16 protein-coding genes are annotated in these 20,855 nt (G+C 68.6%); 6 read left to right on the forward strand and 10 right to left on the reverse strand.

Annotated features, from left to right (window positions below; translation table 11 throughout):
* Positions 1-40: 40 nt before the first annotated feature.
* On the reverse strand, positions 41-1,024 hold the full coding sequence (locus tag ACJQWL_RS12195) for an RNA polymerase sigma factor (protein WP_330968948.1): 984 nt from the start codon (positions 1,022-1,024) through the stop codon (positions 41-43).
* Between the two features lie 325 nt (positions 1,025-1,349).
* Here ACJQWL_RS12195 and ACJQWL_RS12200 point away from each other — a divergent pair, with 325 nt between their 5' ends.
* Positions 1,350-2,432 (forward strand): diguanylate cyclase domain-containing protein, encoded by a 1,083-nt coding sequence (locus tag ACJQWL_RS12200; RefSeq protein ID WP_411300928.1) that lies wholly within the window; start codon positions 1,350-1,352, stop codon positions 2,430-2,432.
* 111 nt (positions 2,433-2,543) lie between these two features.
* Here the strand turns inward: ACJQWL_RS12200 and ACJQWL_RS12205 are convergent, their stop codons facing one another.
* The 4 genes from ACJQWL_RS12205 to ACJQWL_RS12220 all read right to left on the reverse strand — a co-directional run bounded on the left by ACJQWL_RS12205 (position 2,544) and on the right by ACJQWL_RS12220 (position 8,133).
* The gene (locus ACJQWL_RS12205; RefSeq protein ID WP_330968946.1) at positions 2,544-5,063 is read right to left on the reverse strand and encodes a DUF305 domain-containing protein; all 2,520 of its coding nucleotides are present in this window, start codon (positions 5,061-5,063) and stop codon (positions 2,544-2,546) included.
* A 135-nt stretch (positions 5,064-5,198) separates the two neighbouring features.
* Complete coding sequence (locus ACJQWL_RS12210) at positions 5,199-6,362, reverse strand: sensor histidine kinase (RefSeq protein ID WP_330968945.1); 1,164 nt, start codon at positions 6,360-6,362, stop codon at positions 5,199-5,201.
* A 16-nt stretch (positions 6,363-6,378) separates the two neighbouring features.
* On the reverse strand, positions 6,379-7,080 hold the full coding sequence (locus ACJQWL_RS12215) for a response regulator transcription factor (protein ID WP_330968944.1): 702 nt from the start codon (positions 7,078-7,080) through the stop codon (positions 6,379-6,381).
* Positions 7,081-7,089: 9 nt separating this feature from the next.
* Complete coding sequence (locus ACJQWL_RS12220) at positions 7,090-8,133, reverse strand: type 1 glutamine amidotransferase domain-containing protein (protein WP_330968943.1); 1,044 nt, start codon at positions 8,131-8,133, stop codon at positions 7,090-7,092.
* 198 nt (positions 8,134-8,331) lie between these two features.
* On the opposite strand from ACJQWL_RS12220, the gene ACJQWL_RS12225 reads away from it, so the two are divergent.
* The 3 genes from ACJQWL_RS12225 (at position 8,332) to ACJQWL_RS12235 (ending at position 12,494) form a co-directional block, all read left to right on the forward strand.
* Positions 8,332-9,888, forward strand: coding sequence for an amidohydrolase family protein (locus ACJQWL_RS12225; RefSeq protein ID WP_330968942.1), 1,557 nt, complete (start codon positions 8,332-8,334; stop codon positions 9,886-9,888).
* Between the two features lie 147 nt (positions 9,889-10,035).
* Positions 10,036-10,920 (forward strand): ABC transporter ATP-binding protein, encoded by an 885-nt coding sequence (locus ACJQWL_RS12230; RefSeq protein WP_330968941.1) that lies wholly within the window; start codon positions 10,036-10,038, stop codon positions 10,918-10,920.
* Between the two features lie 17 nt (positions 10,921-10,937).
* Positions 10,938-12,494 carry an ABC transporter permease gene (locus ACJQWL_RS12235; RefSeq protein ID WP_411300929.1) on the forward strand — a complete coding sequence of 519 codons (1,557 nt, stop codon included), beginning with the start codon at positions 10,938-10,940 and terminating at the stop codon, positions 12,492-12,494.
* A 294-nt stretch (positions 12,495-12,788) separates the two neighbouring features.
* Here ACJQWL_RS12235 and ACJQWL_RS12240 read toward each other — a convergent pair whose 3' ends face one another.
* Genes ACJQWL_RS12240 through ACJQWL_RS12250 form a run of 3 tightly spaced genes read right to left on the reverse strand, consistent with a single transcriptional unit; the run spans position 12,789 to position 16,319 of the window.
* Positions 12,789-13,190, reverse strand: coding sequence for a response regulator (locus ACJQWL_RS12240; RefSeq protein ID WP_330968939.1), 402 nt, complete (start codon positions 13,188-13,190; stop codon positions 12,789-12,791).
* Positions 13,190-15,325 carry an ATP-binding protein gene (locus ACJQWL_RS12245; RefSeq protein WP_330968938.1) on the reverse strand — a complete coding sequence of 712 codons (2,136 nt, stop codon included), beginning with the start codon at positions 15,323-15,325 and terminating at the stop codon, positions 13,190-13,192. Before ACJQWL_RS12245 ends, ACJQWL_RS12240 begins: the two co-directional genes overlap by 1 nt.
* Entirely contained in the window at positions 15,318-16,319 is a 1,002-nt protein-coding gene (locus ACJQWL_RS12250) for a GGDEF domain-containing response regulator (RefSeq protein ID WP_330968937.1), read from the reverse strand. Before ACJQWL_RS12250 ends, ACJQWL_RS12245 begins: the two co-directional genes overlap by 8 nt.
* Positions 16,320-16,670: 351 nt before the next feature.
* Between ACJQWL_RS12250 and ACJQWL_RS12255 the strand changes: the two genes are divergently transcribed.
* Both ACJQWL_RS12255 and ACJQWL_RS12260 read left to right on the forward strand, forming a co-directional pair.
* Positions 16,671-18,347, forward strand: a complete 1,677-nt coding sequence (locus tag ACJQWL_RS12255) for a dipeptidyl-peptidase 3 family protein (RefSeq protein ID WP_330968936.1) — start codon at positions 16,671-16,673, stop codon at positions 18,345-18,347.
* A 3-nt stretch (positions 18,348-18,350) separates the two neighbouring features.
* Positions 18,351-18,935 (forward strand): CIA30 family protein, encoded by a 585-nt coding sequence (locus ACJQWL_RS12260; protein WP_330968935.1) that lies wholly within the window; start codon positions 18,351-18,353, stop codon positions 18,933-18,935.
* 126 nt (positions 18,936-19,061) lie between these two features.
* On the opposite strand, the gene ACJQWL_RS12265 is transcribed toward ACJQWL_RS12260, so the two are convergent.
* Together ACJQWL_RS12265 and ACJQWL_RS12270 are read right to left on the reverse strand one after the other, a co-directional pair.
* Complete coding sequence (locus ACJQWL_RS12265; RefSeq protein ID WP_330968934.1) at positions 19,062-19,958, reverse strand: ABC transporter ATP-binding protein; 897 nt, start codon at positions 19,956-19,958, stop codon at positions 19,062-19,064.
* The gene (locus ACJQWL_RS12270) at positions 19,955-20,731 is read right to left on the reverse strand and encodes an ABC transporter permease (RefSeq protein WP_330968933.1); all 777 of its coding nucleotides are present in this window, start codon (positions 20,729-20,731) and stop codon (positions 19,955-19,957) included. The genes ACJQWL_RS12265 and ACJQWL_RS12270 overlap by 4 nt, the downstream gene beginning before the upstream one ends.
* Between the last annotated feature and the right edge of the window lie 124 nt (positions 20,732-20,855).

Consider the following 20,855-nt stretch of genomic DNA (forward strand, 5'->3'; position numbering starts at 1 on the left):
GCCGCAGCGGGCGCGCCGGACATGCAGCGAAGCAGGGCGCTCAGCGATCGCGACGGTGGCGGCGATGGATGCGGGCCCGGCCCACGCCCAGCGCGATGATCACCAGCGAATAGAGGCCCGATACCGCCAGCAGCCGTGCCTGTGACCAGTCAGCGTGGCTGGACCAGAACAGCATGCCGACGAAGCTCGCCATGACGGCCGCGTACAGCAGGCCGTGGCGCAGCAACGCGCTGCGTTCGGCGGACGTGCGGGCGCGGCGCATGGCCAGCCGGACGTCGATCATTACCGCGCCCAGCACCAGCGCCAGGGCCGCCAGCACGCTTCCGAGCGCACCCAGCGCCCATTTCCCGCCCGCGGCCGTGGCCGTCGTGGCGGCGGCCTCCCGTGGCCCGAGCGAACCGACCACCAGCGCGGCAAACGCCAGCCCGGGGGCACTGTGGCGGGCAACCTCGCCGACCTGCGCCAGCAGTTCCGACTGCAACGCATCGCGCGCACGTTGCAGGCGCTTTCGCACCGCGCCGTCACTCAGGCCCAGCAGGGCGGCGACGTGGCGGCTGCTCTGGCCTTCGCGATAGAACAGCAGCAGCACTTCGCGGCTGTCGTCGGGTACGGCGTCCAGCGCGCGCGCCAGCTGTTCCGAGCGCTGCCTGTGGTCCATCCAGGTGTCGGGTTCCGGGCCGCACGCGGTGGCACCGACCATGCGGGGGTCGTCCACGTCCAGCGCAACCTCCTGGTGGCGACGTCGTCGCACGTGGTCGATCGCCCCGTTGCGCGTGACCTGCCGCAGCCACGGCAGCAGGCTCTCGGGGTCCTGCATCGAGCCGATCCGCTGCCACGCCTTCACGAAGGTGTCCTGTGCGATGTCCTCGCTCAGTTGCACGTCGCGCGTCACCGCCAGGGCAACGGACGCCACGGTCTTCTGCGTCGCCAGCACCAGCCGCGCAAACGCGTTGCGATCGCCGCGCTGGGCGGCAAGGAAGTCGGCATGCCCGACCGGGTTCATCGTAGTAGCGGTCTCGTTCATCGTCGGCCTTGTGTCTGTGTTGCCCCAGTAACGAGCGAGCGGGGCGGATGTGACCAGGCCGTCATGCGTCGGGTCCGGGGGAACTCGACGGCACTGCCCGGGCCGCGGCCGGCTGCAGCGGTGAGCCATGCGGCGCGGGGAGGCTGGCTCGACGGATGCCCTCCGCGACAACGCTCCGCCCGGGTTGGACAGCGATCGCCATGCCGCGGCGTCGACCGTAATGCCTGCCGGGCAATTATGAACTTCGTCTTCCCGTGAACGCTCGATGGCGGCGATGCGTCGCGGCGGGTGCGCTAGGATCGTGCAGCACTCGCCGGTGGGAAGAATGACGGCAGATTCCAACGACAGAGGAAGCCTTGCGGCGATTACCGTTGAACGGGATCGGTTGCTGGAAATAGTCACTGCGCTGGGCGCCGTGAGTTCCTCGGCAGCGACGACACCCGAGCTGATGCGCGCGTCCGTGCAGCAGGTCATGCACCTGACGCGGTCGCAGGGCTCGGTGCTGGAACTGGTCGACGGCACGCAGCTTGAGTACCGCGCTGTCGCGGGAACGGTTGCCGATTACCTGGGCCTGCGACTGGACGCAGCGACCAGCCTGTCGGGCCAGTGCGTGGCGCACAAGCGGATCATGTACTCGCGCGATACCGATACCGACCCGCGGGTGGATGCCGGGGCGTGCCGGAAGATCTCGGCGCGTTCGATGCTGGTGGTCCCGCTTTTCCGGGGGGTGGACGCGATCGGCGTGCTCAAGGCGGTCTCGGCCCGGCCGGACGCATTCGACAGGATCGACGAGTACGCGCTCTCCCTGTTCGCGCAGTTCATCGGCGGTGTCATCGCCCGCCAGGCCGAAGCCGACCGCAGCGCCGCGCTCGCGGTCGAGATGGAACGCAGGGCGATGCGCGACGAACTCACCTCGCTTCCGAACCGCGCGGCGTGGCTGGAGGAACTGGAGCGGGGGATCGCCCGGGCACGGCGCGCCCGCGTGCCGCTGGCGGTGATGTACCTGGACCTCAACGGGTTCAAGGCCATCAACGACCAGCACGGGCACGCCGCCGGCGACCGGGTGCTGCGGACGTTCGCCGGTCAATTGCGAGACTGCGTGCGTTTCAGCGATTTCGTCGCGCGCCTGGCCGGGGACGAGTTCGCGGTCATGCTGGAGGGGTTCCACGACGTGCGGGGCGAGGTCGAGGTCGTGGCCGCCAGGATCACCGCGGCCGCCCGCGCGGGCACGGTGTGGGACGACGCGGTCCTGCAGTGCCTTCCCAGCATCGGCATCGCCTTCCAGACCGGGCCGGACTATTGCGCCGAGACCCTGATGCGCGCCGCGGACGGCGGGATGTACCGCGCCAAGAATGCCCGCACCCCGTTCACCGTCACCGATTGCACCGGCCACATCCAAGGCCAATAGGCGCTAGTTCACAGCCTTGGCGGGGGCGATCCGTGGTTGCAGGACGCCTCGACCTGTTCCAAATAGTCCGCCACCGGGAGCGGTCGCCGGTGACGACGACGTGGCTCGGGGCTACCCCAGCCGCGCGGCCAGATCCGCCAGCAACGCCGACAGCGCCGACTTGCGCTCGGCGGTGCGTCCACCACCCGCGGCCGTGGCGGTGGTGACCGCCGCGGACAGTGACTCGAGCCGGCGTGCCAGTGCAGCCCGGTCCACGGCCACGGGTGGTGTATCGAGCGCGGACATGGCGGCGTCCAGGGCAGCGCGCAGTTGCGAGGCCAGGGCGGCATCCAGCGCGCCACTGCGCTCGAGCTGGTCGACGTAGGCCGCGCCCACCATTGGCTCGGACGGCCAGGTGATCGCGAACTGCTGCTGCGGGTTGAATACCGCGTCGTCCACGGCCAGGGCGGCAGCGGCGATCTCGTTGGCGGTGATGAACTCGCTGGGTTCCAGCGCGAGCACGTCCAGCCCGCGGGCGATCTCCGAGCCGTAGATGCGCCCGTCGTAGTAGTACGCCGACCAGAAGCCGCCGGTGACCAGCTTATCGCTGCTGACCGGGCCGCGGTCGAAGTACGCGATTTCGAACGGGTTGGCCGAGTCGGTGAAGTCGATCACCGACAGCCCGCCCTGGTACCAGGCCTGGATGAACACGTCGCGGCCCGGCACCGGCACCACCGACCCGTTGTGCGCCACGCAGTTCTCGGTGACGGTCTGCGGCGCCGGCAGCTTGAAGTAGCTGCGGAACACCAGCTTGCCGTCGACGATGTCGTAGATGGCGTCCGCACCGTAGTTGAGCGGGTCCGATGCCCGGCAACGCGGCCGCCCACCGCCGCCCCACTCGTCGGTGAAGAGCACCTTGGTCCCGTCATTGTTGAAGGTCGCCGAATGCCAGTAGGCGAAGCCCGGGTCGATGACCGCGTCAATGCGCGTGGGCTTCATCGGATCGGTGATGTCGAACAGGATGCCGTTGCCAGAGCAGGCGCCGGCCGCGATGTTGTTCTCCGGGAACACGGTGATGTCGTGGCAGTGGTCGGTCTCGTTGGTTTCCTGGGTCATGTCGCCGTGGTCGCCGCCGCGCCACAGGCCGGCCAGCGTTCCGGTCTCGTCGTCGGCGAACACCGCCGGGCTGTCGACGATGCGGGCTTTCGACGGGTCGGCCAGCGGGATCTCGATCACGTCGATGCGGAACAGTGCCGTGCGCTGGTCGCCGGCCAGTTCGTCGACGCAGGACGCCAGTTCCTCCTGCTCGCGGACCGTGCTGGTGCCGGAGTTGTAGACGACGATGCGCTCGTCGTCGCTGGACACCACCGAGTGGGTATGCGAGCCGCGGCAGGTCTGCACCGCGCCGACCTGTCGGGGCCGGGCCAGGTCGCTGATGTCGAACACGCGCAGTCCGCGGAAGCGCTGTGCCGATACGTCTTCGATGACGCCCTGCAGGCCGCAGTCCAGCCGGCCGCGGTTTTCCTGCGCCGACATCAGCAGCAGGTCGCCGACGATGGACACGTCGCCCTGGCCGCCGGGGCACACCACCGAGCTGACCAGCGCCGGCACGCCGTCGGCGCCCAGGCGGTAGGCATTGAAGCCGTGGTAGTTGCCGACCACCAGCACGTCGCCGGAAAACGCCATGTCGGTGTTGGCAAAGCTCAACAGTCCGCTGCGCCCCTTGCCGGTGGATTCGCCCTTGAAGCGCTTGAATGCCTGCTCGCGCTGCTTCCTGGCCAGCGCTTCCTCGTCCTTCTCCTTGTCCTTGCCCTTGTCCGCTTCTTCGTCGTCGTCCACCGGCTCCAGCGGCAGGCCGGCCGGATTCTCCGGGTCGAAGAAGCCCGCCGGCTTGGGCAGCGTGGCAACCAGCCTGAGGTTGGAAATGGCCTCGCCGGCGTCGCGGAAACCGGCCGCCAGGCCGGTGCGAGGATCGGTGCTGACGGTGGCCAGCAGCGCGGTCATGCGCTCGATTTCCGAAGCCTGGTCGTTGCTGACGTCGTTGACGAATTCCAGCAGCGTCGGATCGTAGGCAGAGCCGGACTGCTCCAGCAGTTCCTCGACCATCTTCAGTGCACCGGCGTGGTGGCCGATCATCAGCTGCAGGAACTGGCGGTCGAAGTCGGGCCCTTCGGCCCGGGCCAGCGCTGCCATCTCCGCCGCCGACACCATGCCGGCCATCTTGTGCGCGGTGTGCATGGCCGCATGCGCCCGCGGGTCCGGCACGGTTTCGCCGCGCGCCGCCAGCCACTGCTGCATGAAGGCAATCTCGTCGCGCTGCGAGGCCTCGATGCGGCCGGCCGCGTCGACCAGCTCCGGGGAATTGGTCCGCTCGCCCACCAGCGCTGCAAGTTCCAGCGCCTGGTGGTGGTGCGGAATCATGTCCTGCATGAACCGCACGTCGGCCGCCGAGTAACGCGACGCGGCGATCCTCACCGCTTCGTCGGCCGAAAGCTCGCGGGACGCCTCGCCGGGCGCGCCCGGGTTGACGATGCTTACCTGCGCCACGGCCGGCGCGAACGGCGCGGCCAGCACGGCAGCCAGCAGCGAGGACGGCAACACGCGCAGCGCGCGTGCACGGGGCGACGTGGACGGAATCCGCGGTCGGGTCATGGAGGGGATCCTGTGGCCGGATGGTGAATCGGCGCATCGCGCGCCGCGGCTGGCGAATCTAGCAGAACCGGAAAAACGGAAACGGGGCGGGGCCTCAATCCGGGACGGGTCGCCCTCCGGGACAGCCCTGCATCGTCAGGAGAATCCGATGTGGATGCACATGCGCCCCGGTTCCGGAAGCAGCTCGACATGCCAGCCCACCCTTGATGCCAAGCGATCGACGATGCCACGTCCGAACCCGAACCCGGGCGCATCGGCGCCCGTAACCACCGTGTTGGTGATCACGACCCCGTTTTCGACGCCGCCGATGTGCACCGCGCCCGTTCCGTGCTGGATGGCGTTGAGCAGCAGGTTGGCCAGAATGACTTCGGCGACCTCCACCGGGCCGCGAAACACGAGGTCCGCGCGCAGGTCGACGCTGATTCGCACGGCGACGCTGGCTGCCATGGGACCCAGTTCATCGACCAGGGCACGCACCAGCGGGAGAACGGGCTGGACGGCCGCTGGACCGGGCTCGCGATCCGTCGCCAGCCAGAGCACGGCGTGGGCGGCCCGGCCAAGCCGCGCGATGGCCCGCGACAGACGTGCCTGTGCCAAGCGGTCCCGGGGACTGTCCTGGAGCAAGGCCAGGCTCGTCCGCGCCGACTGCAGCGGGGTGCGCAGTTCGTGCCCCAGATAGGCGAGTGCCTGGCGTTCGTGCTCGACGGCCACCAGCTGCGCCTTCCAGACGTCAGCGTGCATTTCGAGCAGGCGCCTGAACTCGAGGATCGGCTGGGCCTGCGCGAGCTCGCGAAGCCGTGCGGGATCCGGCGTCTTCCTCACGTCGTCTATCACCTGCGCCGCCTGGCGGGTGACGCGCCCCACGAACGCCTGCGCAAGCGCCGCCGCGGCGAGCAGGGTCAACGCCGTGAGCCCCAGCACCAACAGCAGGCCCGTGCCCAGTTGTGGGGTCACGGTGAGCTGGTCGGTCACGTCGTAGACCACCACCAGCCGTCCCCGGTGCGGCGTGTCAACCAGCAGCAGGTGAACATAGCGGCGATCGGCGCGTCGCATCTCGAAGGGCTCGCCTGCCTCGACGAACGGCAGCCGGGCGTGGATGTCGAGCGGCACCTCCGCCAGCCGATAGACGGAGAACCCGGCGGGTAGCCGCGTGACGCCCGGCGTGGCCGATGACACGGAGCGCGCAGCGGCCTCGAGCTGGCGATCGATGAAGCTGTCTTCAAGCAGGAACAGCAGGAGCAGGCCCAAGGAGGCGAACAGCAGCGCCACGCAGGCCGCAAAGCCCAGCCAGCGCCGCACCAGCAGTGCCTTCAGGCTACGTGCCCGCATCGGCTGCTCCGAAACGGTACCCGACGCCGCGCACGGTCTCGACCAGCGGCGCGCCGAAGGCCCTGCCCAACGCCTGCCGCAGTTCGTAGATGTGCATCCGCAGCGGATCGCTCGCGGGCGGTGAGTCGCCCCACAGCAGTGCGTTCAACTCGTCGCGCGTAACGCTCCCCGGGCTCGCGTCCATGAGCCGGCGAAGGATCAGCACCGCCGTGGCATGGAGCACCAGTCGGCCGCCAGGTCCCGTCAGCAGCGCGGCGTTGGCATCGAGGCTGAAGTCACCGGCCCGGACCAGCATGCCGCCAGATGCGGGAATGTGGTGCGCCAGTGCCCTGATCCGCGCCAGGAGTTCGGCCGGAGCGAACGGTTTGACCATGTAGTCGACGCCCCCGGCCTCGAAGCCGCGGAGCTTGTCGTCCAGCGCGCCGCGGGCGGTGAGGAAGAGCACGGGAGACCGCAGCCCCTGGTCCTTCAGCGCCCGGCACAGGGCGACGCCATCGCCGTCCGGCAGCTGCACGTCGAGCACCACGACGTCGAACGTCGCGTCGAGCGCGAGCCGGCGCGCCTCGCGCGCGGTGTACGCGAAGTCCACCACCACACCATGCTGCTCGAGGTAGGCACCCAGACCTGCCGCGACGTCCAGGTCGTCTTCGACCAGCAGCACACGGACGGCAGCGGGGCTCAGGGGCATGCGCGATTCTCAATGGGCGAGCTGTTGCAGACGGTAGGCCTCGCCGAGGCGGCCTTCCATGGTTGCGAGCAACGCGTGCATGAGGACCAGCCGCTTGTCGACGCTTCCCATGCCGTCACGCACCGCGGCCGCAGCGGTTGCACCATCGCGGTGGAACGCCGCGAGGACGGCGACGGCCCGTTCCTCCCGGGTGGATTCCCTCGCCACGGGCTCGAAGCCCAGCGCACGGATCATCCCCTCGGCGACGGACCATGTCGACCAGGGATTCTGGCCGGTGACCAGCCGGCCATCGACCACGGTGTGGTCCAGGTACTTCGGCCCCTTGCTGAATACGCCCGCCTGGGCGGTGAGCACGTCCTCGAGCAGGAACGGAAAGACCTCCCTCGCGTTCCTGATCAGGAACAGCTCCTCCTCGTTGGTGAAGCCCGTCACCCGTCTGCCTGCCAGCAGCTTCTGCCCGCTGGCGAGGGTCACGTCGATCAGCGCGGCGGGCCCGTGGCAGACCGCGCCGACCACGCCGCCGGCATCGTGGATCGACGCGGCAACGCGCCGTACGTCGGGATTGCCCGCGAAGTCGAACATCGGGCCCTTGCCGCCCACGAAATACACCGCTGAGTACCGCGAAGGGTCGACCTGGGCGAGCGCGAGCGTGTTCGAGAGGCGCTCCTGGGCGTCGGCATCGTTGAGGAAGGCGTAGTCGACGTCGATCAGCTCGTCGTCCATCCGGACCGGCGGGCGTCCGCCCATGGGGCTGGCGATCTCGACCTCGAAGCCGTTGGCAATGAACGTGTAGTACGCGCGGGACAGCTCCGTGAGCTCCAGTCCGGCTGCCACTTCGCCCGACTTCGCGGTGCTGGTGACCACCGCGAGGATGCGCCCCCGGAACTGCTGCCGCTCGCCCTGGAGCATCGCCAGCTGGCCGGGCACGGTGCCGGGGTCGGCCAGCGGTTGGCTGGCCAGGTCCAGGCTGCGTAGGTAGGCCGCGCCCGCGCCCCCCAGCAACGCGAGTAACACCACCGTCCCACCCAGTAGCCGCTGCATACACGTGCCCATGTGCCGGTTCCTCGCCTGTGTCGATAAGCCAACGCTAGCGAGGCGAGGTAGGCCGAATATCAGCCCATGGCCTGATCTACGGTTTACAAGTGTCGTGCAGCATCCGCCAGGTGGCCGCTACCCGGTGGGATGACCACCGGGTCCTTGCGAGCGTGTGTCCTGCCTTACCCCCTCTTCGCGCATCCCCGGATTGACCCAATGCTCAGGAAACTGCTCCTCGCCAGCGCCGCCGGAATGGGCCTGCTGCTGCTGGTCACGGCCGCCCTCTTGATGGCGCCGTTGCCAATGACGCCAGGCGTAGGTGTCTCCGGCGACTTCCTCGTGCGGAATGTTGCCGTAGTCGATGTCGGTCGGGGCGCGGTCCGCCACGGGCAGGATGTCGTCCTGCGGGATGGACGCATCGAGGCCGTCCGGCCGACGGGAACTGCCCAACCGGACGGATCGCTGACGACGATCGACGGCAGTGGCAAGTACCTGATGCCCGGCCTGTGGGACATGCACACGCACGCGTTGAAGATATCGCCCCAGTACACGCATCCACTGTTCATTGCGAACGGCGTCACCGGAGTCCGCGACATGTCCGGATGCATGTCCGAGCCCGACAGCTTCCTTGCCTGCATCGAGGATCGCCAGGCGTGGAACCGGGCGCTGGAGCGTGGCGAAAGCCTCGCCCCCCGGTACGTCCTGCAGACCGGCTTCAAGATCAACGGCGGCGCCGAGGTGCCCGAAGGCTACCCGGCGTTCTTCAAGGCGCGAAATGCTGCGGAGGTTCGCCAGCTGGTGACCTTCTACCGGCACGCGGGCGCGGATTTCCTGAAGACGTATTCCGAACTCACGCCGGCCAACTACCAGGCGCTCGCGGTCGAGGCGCGGCGGCAGGGGCTGGGTCTCGCCGGGCACCGCCCGCTGCGCGTTCCACTGCAGGACATGCTGGCCGCAGGGCATCGCAGCGTCGAGCATCCCCGCATGTTCTACGAGGAATGCTTTCCCGGCGCCGCCGCATTCCGCGCACTGCCCGATCCCGCGGCGGCGTACGACACCGCGCTTCGCTGGCGGATGGTCAACGAGCACGACAGCAGGCAATGCGCGGACCTGATGGCGGTGATGGCGCGCAGCCAGACCTGGTGGACCCCCACCTTGCAGGTGCTCGGGATGGGCGCACGTGCCGGCGACGAGGCGTTCCGGACCGATCCCCGCCTGAAGTACGTCCCGGTGCTGTTCACCAGGCTGCTGTGGACGCCGGATGCCGACCGCATGGCGGTGCAGCCGATGGATGCCGACGGTCGGGAGCAGTACACCACCCTGTACCGAATGGCCGTGGGCCACGTCGGGCAAGCGCACGCTGCAGGGGTGAAGATCCTGGCCGGCACCGATGCCGGGGACACCTACGTATTCCCGGGTTTTGGCATCCACGACGAGCTGGTGGAGTTCGTCCGTGCGGGTCTGACGCCGGCGGACGCCATCAGGAGTGCAACGCTCGATGCGGCGGTGTTCGCCCGCCTGGACGATGACTTCGGATCGATCGAAACAGGCAAGGCCGCCGACTTGCTGCTGCTCGACGCCAATCCGCTCGATGACGTACGGCATACGCGCCGAATCGCCGGCCTGTTTTTCAGCGGCAAATACCTTGATCGCGCCGCCCTCGACGAACTGCTCGCGTTCGCCGAGCAGCAGGCGGGAAGCGTCCGCACCAATCTCCACCTGCTGTGGGGTGGGCTCAGCAGCCCGCTGCTTCGGGTGCAGGCGGCTGATTGATCAGTTCCCGGCCGGACCGGGGCCTCACCCTATCGGGTGTTCCGGCGGGCTCCTCGCCGTCCGTGCCAAAAGACACATGTGGTTCGGTGTGGTAGGTAGCTACCATACCGCTACAGTTGGCACGGGCCGACGGACCGGACACCTCTCATGGGCACCTGCACGCTGGAACTGGACAACGTCGGATTTCGCTACAAGGGCGGGCACGACGCACTTTCCGGGGTCTCGCTTCGACTCGAACGCGGCATCGTCGGCCTGCTGGGCCCCAACGGCGCCGGCAAGTCCACCTTGATGCGCATCCTCGCCACTCTGGCGAAGCCCTCCCAGGGCCGCGTGCAATGGAATGGCGAGGACACCGCGAGCCGCCCGAATCCACTACGCCGCACCCTGGGCTACCTGCCGCAGGATTTCGGCGTCTATCCGATGCTGAGTGCGCGCGAGTTCCTGAGCTATCTCAGTGCGGTGAAAGGCATTTCGGCGAATGCTGCCGCCGCGCGTGTCGAGCAATGCCTTGCGCAGGTCGGCCTGTCCGACGCCGCCGACCGCCGCCTCGGCGAGTTTTCGGGCGGCATGCGCCAGCGGGTGGGCATTGCGCAAGCGCTGCTGAACGACCCGAAGTTGCTCATCGTCGACGAGCCTACTGTTGGCCTGGACCCGGAAGAGCGACTGCGCTTCCGCCATTTGCTGAGCGATCTCGCCGTCGACCGGCTGGTGATCCTGTCCACGCACATCGTCTCCGACATCGAAGCCAGCGCGGGTTCGCTCGCGATCATGGCCAAGGGCCGGCTGCTGTTCGCCGGCACGCCCGAGGCATTGATCGAGGGTGCGGCCGGCCACGTGTGGGAATGGACGGTGCCCGCTGACGAAGTCGCCGCCGTCCGCGCACGCCATGTCACCACGGGTTCGCAGCGCCGCGCCGACGGCGTGCGCCTGCGCCTGGTGGCCGAACGCGCGCCCTCAGCCGACGCCGCGCCCGTTGCCGCCACGCTGGAGGACGCGCATCTGTGGTTGGTTGCCCGCGGGGAGAACTGCTGATGGAAACGTTGCGAAGGGTGTTCGCCATCCTCATCGCCGACCTGCGCGAACGCACGCGCACCCGGCGCTTCTGGGTCGTGCTTGGCCTGGTCGGACTCGCAACCTGGCTGTGCTTCCCGGCGGTCGATTCCGGGCAACTGGCCGTTTCGGTCGATGGCGCGCGCGGCCGCTACTCCAGCGCATGGACGGGTCTTACGCTGGCCATGGTCTATTCGATCATGCTCGCGTGGCTCGGCTTTTACCTGGTGCGCGGCACGGTGGCGCGTGACTTCGACACGCGGGTCTGGCAACTGCTCGTGGCCACGCCGATGACGCGCAGTGGCTACCTCGTCGCGAAATGGGGCAGCCACATGGCGGTGTTCTCACTGGTGCTGGCCGTCGGCCTGGGCGTCGGCGTAGTGGCGCAATGGGTGCGCGCCGAGGACGGGGCCTTCGATCTCGTCGAACTCGTCAAACCGGTGCTGATCCTCACCGTGCCCGCGTTGTCGCTGACCGCATTCTTCGCGATCCTCTTCGACATGGTGCCGATGCTTCGGCGCACGGGCGGCAATGTCCTGTACTTCTTCGTCTGGATCATGTTGTTCGCCGGGCTCTCCGCCGGCTTCGATCCGGCTACGGATACGGCGCGCCTGCAGGCACTTAAAGATCCCGCTGGCTTCAGCCTGGCCCGCCACTCCATCGCGCTGGGCCTCGCGGACGAGATGCCGAAAATGGACTTCGCCCGGGTCAGCGTCACCGTGGCCATAGGCGAGCTCGGCAGCACCTCGGGCCAGCCGCGCCTGTTCGACTGGACGGCATGGAACGTCGAAGCCGCCGCGCTGCCCGGCCGCCTGTTCTGGCTGCTCCTCGGCCTGCTCGGCAGTGCCGCACTCGCGCCGTTCCTGGACCGCGCTGCGGCGCGCACCCACGCGGCGCCGGCGGGCGACCACACCGGTCGCCACCTGCGCTGGCTCGATCGCGTGCTGCGGCCGCTCGAGCACGGAGCGCTCGGCACGCTCGTCGCCGCCGAACTTCGGCTCGCCCTGCGACGCCGGGGCCTGCTGTGGTGGGGCGCATTGCTGATCGCCGGAATCGTGCAGGTGGCCGCGCCGCTGCCTACCGCTGCCGCCGCGGCCGTGGTGGCCTGGATGCTCGGGGTCGATGTGCATGCACGCGCCCTGCTCCGCGAAGCGGAAACCCGTACCGCCGGACTGGTGTTCACCGCCCCGGACGCTGCGCGCCGGGTATCGCTCGCCCGTCTGTTGTCCGCTCTGGTGCTCTCGCTACTGGCTGTCGCGCCGCTGCTGTTGCGCTCGGCTTCCACTTCCGCAGGCATCACGGGTGCAGTGCTCCTTGTCGCCGCCGCCATCGCGGCGCTCGGACTGGCCGGCGGTGCGCTGTTCCGCAGCCCGCGCCCGTATGAACTGGCGATGGTGGCGCTGGCCTATGTGGGCGTGCAGGGCGCCGGGCCGTTGGCGGTCGCCGCGCAAACCCCGACGATGGGGGCTGCAATCGGCATCGCACTCGGGTCAAGCCTGGTGCTCCTGGTCGCCACCATGCCGGGGCTGGCGGCGGCGAGCGAGCGGCGGGTTTGAAATTGCGGGGGTTCCACCTGGCGTGGCGGTTGCGGACATTTTCACCGTAGCGGATTCAACGGAATGGCGACGCCGGAAGCGCCAACGCAATAGCAACCGCCATCTTCAATTCCCCGGAAATGGACGTCGTTTGAGACCGATGTCCCCTTCTGGCCGGAAGCAGGCATGGACCTCCACAGCGAGGCAGTCAGCAGTAACGGCGACATCGCTCCAGTCGCTACGCGAGGCCGAGCAGGTCGGCGGCGTCGGCGGCGTCGGCACGCCCGAACCGGGCCGGGCCGGGGGTGGAAGCGGCTAGACCCCGCGTTCCTTCAGGCCCTGCTTGATCGATTCCACCAGCGCCTCGGCATTCCACGGCTTGGCCATGAAGTCGTGCAGCGCCGCGTCGCGCCGGGCGCGGTCCACCGCCTCCGACTCGGCCTGGCCGGACAGCATGATCTTGACCACGGACGGGAAGCGTTGGTGCGCCTTGATCAGGAACTCGTCGCCCTTCATCCCGGGCATCTGCCAGTCCGAGACGATCACCAGCAGCTTGTGTCCTTCGTCCCCAAGTTCGTCGAGCAATTCCAGCGCCTCTTCCGCGCTTTCGGCAACATCGATATGGAAGTCGCTGCCGAACGCGCGCCGCAACTGGTCCTTCAGCGCAGTCAACACGATGATTTCGTCGTCGACACAGATCAGAACGCCCTTCTCCATCATCCGGCTCCTGCGATTGGCAAACTCACGGTGAAGGTGCTGCCCTTGCCGACCTCGCTGTCGACGAGAATACGGCCGCCATGTTTGTCGATGATCTTGCGCACGATGTCGAGGCCCAGCCCGGTGCCTTCGCCTGCCGGCTTGGTCGTGAAGAACGCATCGAAGATCCGCGCGCGTACTTCAGGCGTCATGCCGCACCCGGTGTCGGTCACCGACACCAGCGCGTTCTCGCCGTCGCGGCGCAGGCCCAGGGTCAGCGTTCCCTTGTGGTCCATCGCCTGCAATGCGTTGTGCACCAGATTGGTCCAGACCTGGTTGATCTCGTCGGGAAGGCAGCGCACCGGCGGCAGGTCCTGGTACTGCCGCACCAGCTCGATGCCATGTTTTATCTGGTTCTGGTAGATCGTCACCACCGTCTCCAGCCCTTCGCGCAGGTCCGATGCCGTCCACACCTGCACGCCGCCGAAACGCGAGAACGACTTCAGCGCGAAGATGATCTTGGCGACGCGATCGACGGCGGTGTTGATGTTCGCGGCATTGGTGGTGATGGTCGCGATGCCGTGCGCGGTATCGAGGATGCGGTCAGCGGCGGGGTGGCGCAGCAGCGGCAGCATGGTTTCGAGGTCGGTGTGCGACTGCAGCTGCACCAGCAGGCTGGCGCGATGCCGGGCCTGGTCGAGCCCCATCGCCTCGAGCCGCGCGGTGACCTCGCGCACGACGGCCCGCTCCTCGCGGGTGGTCATCATCGCGGCGCGCGCGCTCGCGCGCTTGAGCAGGTCGCTGAAACGCACGCGGTCGTTGGCGTCCAGTTCGACCAGCAGGGCCGGCAGGTCGAGCAGGGCGCTGTTCAAGGCCTCGGTAATGTTGCTCCCGCTCGACTTGATCGCACCGATCGGCGTGTTGATCTCGTGCGCCACACCGGCGATCAGCTGGCCCAGCGCAGCCATCTTCTCGGAATGCACGAGGTGTGCTTCGGCTTCGTGCTGGTCGCTGAGCGACTGCGCGGCCTGCGCACGCGCGGCCTCGGCGGTTGCGTAGGCGTCGGCATTGGCGAGCGCGATCGCCGCATACGCCGTGGCCGACCGGAATACTTCGAGATCGCGCTCACGGTAGGCGTCGGCATGGTGGCTCTGGACAGTGACTACACCGATACGCCGGCCATTGGCGATCAGCGGGCGGAACACGGCCGACAGGATCGGCGCGGACTCGGTGATGTTGGTCGCAGTCGGCGCGGCGATCAGCTGCGTTTCGTTGAACAGGGTGAGCTCACGGTCTTCGCGAAAGGTGAGCACCGCCAACGACGTCGCGTGATCGAGCGGGTAGCTGGTATTCGAGTCGACCACGCCGTCCTCGACGTAGTGGACGTAGTCGAGCGAATCGCCGGCGGGCGAGAGCAGCGCGACACCGAAGGCATCCATTGGCAGCAATGCGCCGATATGCCGCTCCATCGTCCTGCAGATCGACAGCACGTCGAGGCTGCCGGTCAGGTCCTTGCCGATGTCACCCAGCAGCCGCAGTGTTTCCGCCGACGCGGCCAGTTCATCGTGGGCCCGCTTCAGCGCGATGTTCGCCTGCCAGCGCGCAACGATGGCGGCCACGTGGCTGGCGACGTAGTTCAGCAGGGCGAGGTCTTCGCGCGTGTAGGTCACATCCGCGCTGTAGCTCTGCACGATGATCAGCCCGTAGACCTTGTCCTGGGCGATGAGCGGCGCGCCCATCCAGCTGCTGAAGTCCGCGATCCCGCGCGGCGCGCGGATCTCGCCGGCGGCGACCAGCGACTCGAACAGCGCGTGGTCCATCAGCCACGGCAGGCGGCTTCGGATCACCAGGGACGAGATGCCTTCGCCGAAGGGAAAGGACGCGAGGACCTCATCGGGATCCTCGTCGACCAGGTACTGCTGCCGGATCATGCCGTCGTCGGCGTCATAGGTGGCGATGATGAAGTTCTTCGCGTACATCAGCCGGCCGACGATCGCATGCAGTTCCGCGTAGTGGGCGTGCTGCGGGGTGTCTGCCGCGGACAGCGAGGCGATTTCGTACAGCGCACGCTGCAGTTCCTCGGAGCGGCGGCGTTCGGCGAGCTCCGTTTCAAGCGCACCGATGCGCTGGAGCAGATGCGCGGTGTCTTCAGTCATGCTCGGGCTCCACCCGGTTGCGGCCGGCGCCCTTGGCCCGGTACAGCGCGGCGTCGGCGCGGGCGAGCAGGCTCGCTGCGGTGTCGTCGGCACGGCAGGTGGCGATGCCGAAGCTTGCCGTGACCTGGCCGACCCCGGGAAACCCATGCGCCGCAATCACCTCGCGGAGTTTGGTGGCGGCGACCATCGACGCAGCCGCGTCGGAGTGCCGGCAAACGACCACGAACTCTTCCCCGCCCAGGCGACCCAGCGCATCCGCATCGCGGGAGTGATCGCGCAGCAGTTTCGCAATGCCCACCAGCACCTCGTCGCCGACCGCGTGGCCATAGGAGTCGTTCACGCGCTTGAAGTGGTCGATATCGAGAAGGATGATCGACACCGCGACCTCGTATCGCCGGGCGCGGACCAGCTCCTCGTCGAGCAGCTCGTCCAGCTTGCGCCGGTTGTACAGGCCGGTCAGCTTGTCGGTGACCGCGAGCACTTCAAGCAGCCGGTTCTTCTCCACCAGCTCTTCGGTGCGTGCGGCGACGATCTCCTCCAGCTCCGCGTTCATGCGTCGCAGCGCTTCGTTCTGGCGGATCAGGTCGCGCTCCTGGCAGAAGGCGCGGATCGCGGCGCGCACGGTGAGCACGATGTCGTCGTTGGCGAAGGGTTTCTCGAGGAACCGGTACAGGTTGGCGTCGTTGATGGCGCGCTTCACCCCGGACATGTCGCTCTGGCCGGTGAGCAGGATCTTGACCGTGCTCGGCGATCGTTCGTGCAGTTGCACCAGCAGTTCGTCGCCGCGCAGCCCCGGCATCATGAAGTCGGTGATCACCAGGCTCAGTTCGCTGCCCTGTGCGCGAAGCTCGGCCTCGATCTCGAGCGCCTCGTCGCCGCTTTCGGCGAACTCCACCTGCAGCTCGGATCCGAAATGCGTCGACAGCATGCTGCGCAGCGCGCTGAGCACGGTGGAGTCGTCGTCCACGCACAGGATGATGCTGGTCTCGTCCATTGCCACCGGTGGGCGTTGTGAGTGTCGTCCTTTTATACAGGGTCGCGCCCGGTGTCGGCGGCATCGGACCGCGTTTCCGGAAGGTGAGGCCATGCACAGCCCGCGTATTGCAGCGGACGCGGCGCGTGAAGTACGGCCGCTGTCGATGTCGTCCGTACGTGGCCCATTGACCGGGTCCCTTCCCGTCGCGCCGCGAACGGGAAGGGGCGCGTCCCGGCCCGCGGCGTGCCCGGTTGAAGGAAAACCCAGGGCCCGATTTCCACGGGTCAACCCCCCCCGCATCAGCGGTTGACACCATGCCAAGCCCCGCTGCCCTAGGATGCTCTCCCTGTTTCCCCACCGGAGCCTCCCATGCCGCTGCGCCCCCTGACCCTCGCCGTCGCGCTTGCCCTGTCCGTCGGGCTGGTGGCCTGCCAACCGCAGACCACGACCGAAACCGCCGCCCCCGCGACCACCCCGGCGCCGGCCGAAGCGTCCAGCGAGATCGCCGACAAGGTGGCGGCGTACAAGGAGGTCGAGCTGAAGGCCGACCTCTCGCACCTGGCCGAGGGCGACCGCGAGGCGATCGGCTACCTGCTCCAGGCGGGCGAGATCATGGACGGGCTGTTCTGGAAGCAGGTCTACGGCGACCGGGACGCACTGCTCGCATCGATTGAAGACCCGGCGACGCGCCGCTTCGTGGAGATCAACTACGGGCCGTGGGACCGGCTGGACGGCGACGCGCAGTTCGTCGACGGCGTGGGCCCGCGCCCGCCAGGTGCCGGCTTCTACCCGGCCGACATCACCAAGGAGGAGTTCGACGCCGCCGACCTGCCCGGCAAGGACAGTCTCTACACACTGGTGAAGCGCAATGACGCCGGCGAGCTGGTGGTGGTGCCGTACCACGAGGAGTACGCCGAGGAGCTCGGCCGCGCCGCCGACCTGCTGCGCCAGGCCGCCAAGGTCGCCACCGACGCGGGCTTCCGCCAGTACCTTGGGCTGCGCGCCGACGCGCTGGTCAGCGGCGAGTACCAGCCCAGCGACATGGCGTGGATGGACATGAAGACCAGCCCGATCGACGTGGTGATCGGCCCGATCGAGAGCTACCAGGACGCGCTGTACGGCAAGAAGGCCGCGTTCGAGGCGTTCGTGCTGGTCAAGGACGTGGAATGGAGCGAGCGCCTGGCCAAGTTCGCCCAGCACCTGCCCGCGCTGCAGCGCGAGCTGCCGGTGGAGGCGAAGTACAAGGCCGAGACGCCGGGTTCGGACGCCGACCTCAATGCCTACGACGCCATCTACTACGGCGGCGACGCCAACGCCGGCGCCAAGACCATCGCCATCAACCTGCCCAACGACGAGGAGGTGCAGCTGGCCAAGGGCTCGCGCCGCCTGCAGTTGAAGAACGCGATGCGCGCCAAGTTCGACGCCATCCTGGTGCCGCTGGCCAACGAGCTGATCGTGCCCGAGCAGCGCGAGCACGTCACCTTCGATGCGTTCTTCGAGAACGTGATGTTCCACGAGGTGGCGCACGGCCTGGGCATCAAGAACACGCTGGACGGCAAGGGCACCGTGCGCGATGCGCTGACCGACCTGGCCAGCGCCTTCGAGGAAGGCAAGGCCGACATCCTGGGCCTGTACATGATCGGCCAGCTCGGTGAGATGGGCGAGCTTGACGCCGACAAACTGGACGACAACTACGTGACCTTCCTGGCCGGCATCTTCCGCTCGGTCCGCTTCGGCGCCAGCAGCGCGCACGGCCAGGCCAACATGGCCGCCTTCAATTTCCTGCAGGAGCAGGGCGCCTTCAGCCGCGACGCCGCAACCGGCCACTACCGCGTGGATTTCGCCCGCATGAAGCCGGCCGTCGATGCGCTGTCGGCGAAGATCCTCACCCTGCAGGGCGACGGCGACCACGCCGGCGCGCGCGCGTTCCTGGACCAGTACGGCAAGGTCGGCCTGGAGCTGCAGTCCAGCCTGGACCGCATCGCCCGGCAGGAGATCCCGGTGGACATCGTGTTCAAGCAGGGGCGCGAGGTGCTGGGGCTGTAGGGGGTGAGTCCCACGCGCCTGCCTTTTCTGCCCACCATCGCGCTGCTGTGCGGCCTGGCCATGCCGGCCGCGGCCGCGCCCCGGGAGCCCGACGTGCGAACACTGGTGAACTTCGACGGCGATCCAGACGAGCCCCGGTGGGTGGCGGTCAACGACGGGGTGATGGGTGGGCAGTCGAGCGGCGGCCCGGCGTTGGGTGACGGCGTCCTGGAGTTCAGCGGCACGCTGTCGCTGGCCAACAACGGCGGTTTCTCTTCGGTGCGAAGCGTCGGTCGCGGGTTCGACCTCGGCGACGCCTCCCACGTGCTGTTGCGGGTGCGCGGCGACGGCCGCCGCTACCGGCTGCGCCTGGCCACCGATGCGCGCCATCGCGGCATGCCGGTGTCCTATGGCGCCGGCTTCGATACCTCCGCCGGCGAGTGGACCCGGGTGCGCCTGCCGCTGTCGACGCTGGCCCCGACAGTGCGCGGCCGGGCCCTGCAAGGCCCGCCGCTGGACCCCTCGCGCGTGCGCGAGATCGGCCTGCTGATCGCCGACAAACGCGAGGGCCCGTTCCGGCTTGTCGTCGACTGGATCGCCGCGGAGTAGCCGGGACCAGACACTGCGCCGGCTCCGGCCATGAACCTGTTGCGCTGGGCCGGCACGGACCGGGTCGATCAAGCGGGCGCGGAGGGATGCGGGTCACGGCGTGCCGCGGCAACGCCTGGCGGTAGCTCAGGCGGCGGCATCCAGCAGCTGCAGGTAAGCGTGCTCGAGGTTCACCGGGTTGAGGGCCAGCGAACGCAGCTCCAGTCCCTCGAAACTGTGCACGGTGGCTGCGAGCGACTGGGCGCTCGGCAGCAGCACCCCCAGGCGTCCGCCGTACTCACGGCTGCGCAGGCCCAGCGCGTCGGCACGCGCGCGCAGCGGTTGCAGGTCGGCGGCGTCGAGCACGGCGATCTGCTCGGCGGGGACGGTGGCGCGAATCCCCGCCGGCGTGTCTTCGACCAGCAATCGGCCCCGGTGCAGGATGCCGATCCGGTCGCAAAGCTGCTCGGCTTCATCCAGGTGGTGGGTGGTCAGCAGCACGGTGGTGCCGCGGTCCCGCTGGCGGCGGATGACCTGCCACAGGGCATGGCGCGCGGCGAGGTCGACCGATGCCGTGGGTTCGTCGAGGATCAGCAGCCGCGGCCGGTGCACCACGCCGATTGCCACGTGCAGGCGACGTCGCCAGCCGCCCGACAGCTCGACGGCCGGCTGATCGGCATAAGGCACCAGTTCCAGCTCCTGCAGCACCTGTTCGACGCGTGCACGGCGCGTGGTCCGGTCCAGCCCATACAGGCAGGCGAAGAACTCCAGGTTCTGCCGGCAGCTCAGGTCCGGATACAGCGCGACATCCTGGGTCACCACGCCCAGCCACGCGGCACCGGCCACGGTCGCCGGCGACCCGTCGACCTCGATGCTGCCGGCCTCGGCCTGCAGGCGGCCGCAGATGAGGTTGATGCTGGTCGACTTGCCGCACCCGTTGGGCCCGAGCAACCCGTAGATCTCGCCGCGCCCGACCCTGAGGTCGAGCCCGTCAAGCACAGGGCGCCCGCCGAATGACTTGCGCACCTGGCGCAACGCGATCACAGCACGCCCCCCGCGCGCTCGCGCTGCAGCAGGCCGGCGTACGCGCGCGCGCCGAGCAACAACGCCCCGAGGCAGGTGACCAGCAGGAACGCGAAACTGGAGCCGACGTCGGCGAGGCTGGCGCCGTGCGCGGACACTTCGCGAAGCGCGTGGTTCATGTGGTAAACGGGATTCATGTGGGTCATCGCCAGCAGCGACGGCGGCAGCACATCGACCGAGAAGAAGGTGCCGCCCAGCACCAGCAACGGCACTCCGATCGCAGCAACCGGGCTGGTGACTTCCTCGGACCGCTTGGCAAGCACGGCGCCAAAGTAGAACCCGATGCCGATGTAGGCCAATGCGCTCATCAGCACCAGCGCGGTGCCCAGGGCGAAGCTTCCGTGGAAGCGGCCGCCGAAGACGCCGGCGATGCCGTAGACCACCAGCGCCTGCCAGCCGGCAACCAGCAGGAACGCCGTGGCGACGCCGGCGAAGTAGGCGCTCGGCGCCAGCGGCGACAACAGCAGCCGGCGCAGCGTGCCGTGTTCGCGCTCCCCGACCAGCAGCGTGAGCGGTCCGCTCAGCATGCTGAAGAACAGCGCGGCGCCCACCAGGATGCCCGGCGCCGTGCTGTCGAACGAGGTCGCGGTGCTGCGGCCGCCGGCATAGATCATGCCGAACAACAGCAGCATCAGCGCCGGGAACACGGTCCAGAAGATGAGGTTGCGCCGGCTGCGCAACAGCTCCAGTACCACCCGTCCCACCACCGCTCGCCACTGCGACATCCAAAGCATGCTGAATCTCCTGCGTCAGCCTGCACAATAGGCCGGCGTGACCCGGCCCACAGGTGCGGGTAGTCAGCGCTCCAGGGTGCCGAAAGTCACCTCGGGGCACCCGGCCTGGCGGTCGAAGTTTCGT

The organism is Novilysobacter viscosus (assembly GCF_046600715.1).
Lineage (GTDB): Bacteria > Pseudomonadota > Gammaproteobacteria > Xanthomonadales > Xanthomonadaceae > Lysobacter_C > Lysobacter_C viscosus.